We start from the raw sequence: 1543 nt of genomic DNA, 5'->3' as shown, positions 1-1543 counted from the left end.
CCCAGCCAAATCAGTATTGGAGGCCATTCCAGAAGCCCCCAAAACCCACCAGGGCAGATTGCGATTTCCCAAAAAGTAGGATTCTATACCCTCAGATGCTTTCCGTTGAAGAATAACCCCAAAAACGACTATGCAAATCAGGTAAATAGTAACAATGATGTAATCAACTGGATGCATGAATTTTATGATCAAGGATTAAGGATTCAAGACTCGGCTTGGGCAATCACTACTGGGGTGATCTCGGAAAAATCAATGGCCAGAAGAAAGTTTTGCATGATATCAAGTCCGAAGCGCATTGATATTGTATAATACAAGAGTCTTCTGCAGGTGTTGAGGCTATGGACTCTTAATACCAATAACAAATGACAACAGACTTTTGAGCAAACAAACAAAGACGTAAGCATGCAGCTAATGCGCTACGCCCATACGGCGGATTGCATAACTATCAGGTACACAGGATTGTTTTGGCACTTCCGACTTACCTGCTCCCTGCTCCCTGCTCCCTGCTCCCTCAAAACCCAGAAATTTGTACCTAATTGAATTGCAAACCGCTGTATGCTTACAGCATACTTGATATTATAGATGAACCCTGAAAAATTAAAGTTTAATTAGTAAACTTTAGTAATCAACAATCAACAATTAATCCTTAAATTGATAATTTTCCTGGAAGTATAACATGGACAATTGTTTGTATTCCTGGAGAACTGGTTATGTTTAATTCTCCACCATGTAATTCAGTCAACAGTTTGGCAATGATCAAGCCTAATCCAGAGCCTTGTTGCTCGTAGAGTTTACGATCAAATTGCATATAGGCTCCGAGTTTAGCAATTTGAGTTGGTGTCATGCCTCGTCCCTGATCGATCACCAAAATATTTAACTTATTATCCTGGAAATAACTCTGAATCTTAATCGGCTTACCAAACTCGGAAAACTTCAAGGCATTATCAATGATTTCTTCAACAATTTTAGTGAATTTGGATTGGGAAATATTGACAACTACTTCTTGCAGTTCTAAGTGCAAATCGTCTTTCCGGTTTACCTTCAGACATTTTTGGATAGCAAGGTCTTGGATAATTGTTCTAGTAAAACTTTGCTCTCCATAATCAAGCAGCTTCCTGGCTTGCTTAGGTTGTTGCTCGATTCGCGCTAGTTCTGCATAGAGTAAAAAATTATGGGTGAGCCGATATAAACGTTCTCCAGATACACGGATTTCCTGAAGCATTTCCATAGCTTCACCCCGCTCTATGGTATCATAATCTTCTATCAGGAATTGGGCAAGATTCAAAATGCCATTGAGAGGAGTACGCAACTCATGAGGTAGTGCATGAGTGATGTTATCGCGCAATTCATCGACCTGTTTTTGAGATTCTTGCTCAACAGCCATCTGCTTGGCTAAGCGGGTTGTGATTGCTCCTAATAATTCATCTCTAGTAAATGGCTTGGTCAGATAATCATCTGCGCCCAGTTCCATCCCCATCCGCAGATCACTTTTTGTAGATTTAGCCGTAAGAAAAATCAAGGGAATTGTCTGGGTGGATGGAAT

The 1543-nt window shown here is 40.3% G+C and carries 3 protein-coding genes; 2 read left to right on the top strand and 1 reads right to left on the bottom strand.

Annotated features, from left to right (window positions below):
• A partial coding sequence (locus F6K53_RS41500) for a hypothetical protein (protein WP_293074709.1) occupies positions 1-309 on the top strand: 309 nt, incomplete at its 5' end.
• Between the two features lie 102 nt (positions 310-411).
• Positions 412-540, top strand: a complete 129-nt coding sequence (locus F6K53_RS41495; protein ID WP_293086210.1) for a hypothetical protein — start codon at positions 412-414, stop codon at positions 538-540.
• 106 nt (positions 541-646) lie between these two features.
• Here F6K53_RS41495 and F6K53_RS41490 read toward each other — a convergent pair.
• A partial coding sequence (locus F6K53_RS41490) for a hybrid sensor histidine kinase/response regulator (protein WP_293086207.1) occupies positions 647-1543 on the bottom strand: 897 nt, incomplete at its 5' end.

Origin of the sequence: Moorena sp. SIO4A1 (genome assembly GCF_010672065.1) — a bacterium.
Classification (GTDB): Bacteria; Cyanobacteriota; Cyanobacteriia; order Cyanobacteriales; family Coleofasciculaceae; genus Moorena.
Note: the sequence above shows the minus strand (reverse complement) of the source record. Positions and strands in the feature narration are given on the sequence as shown.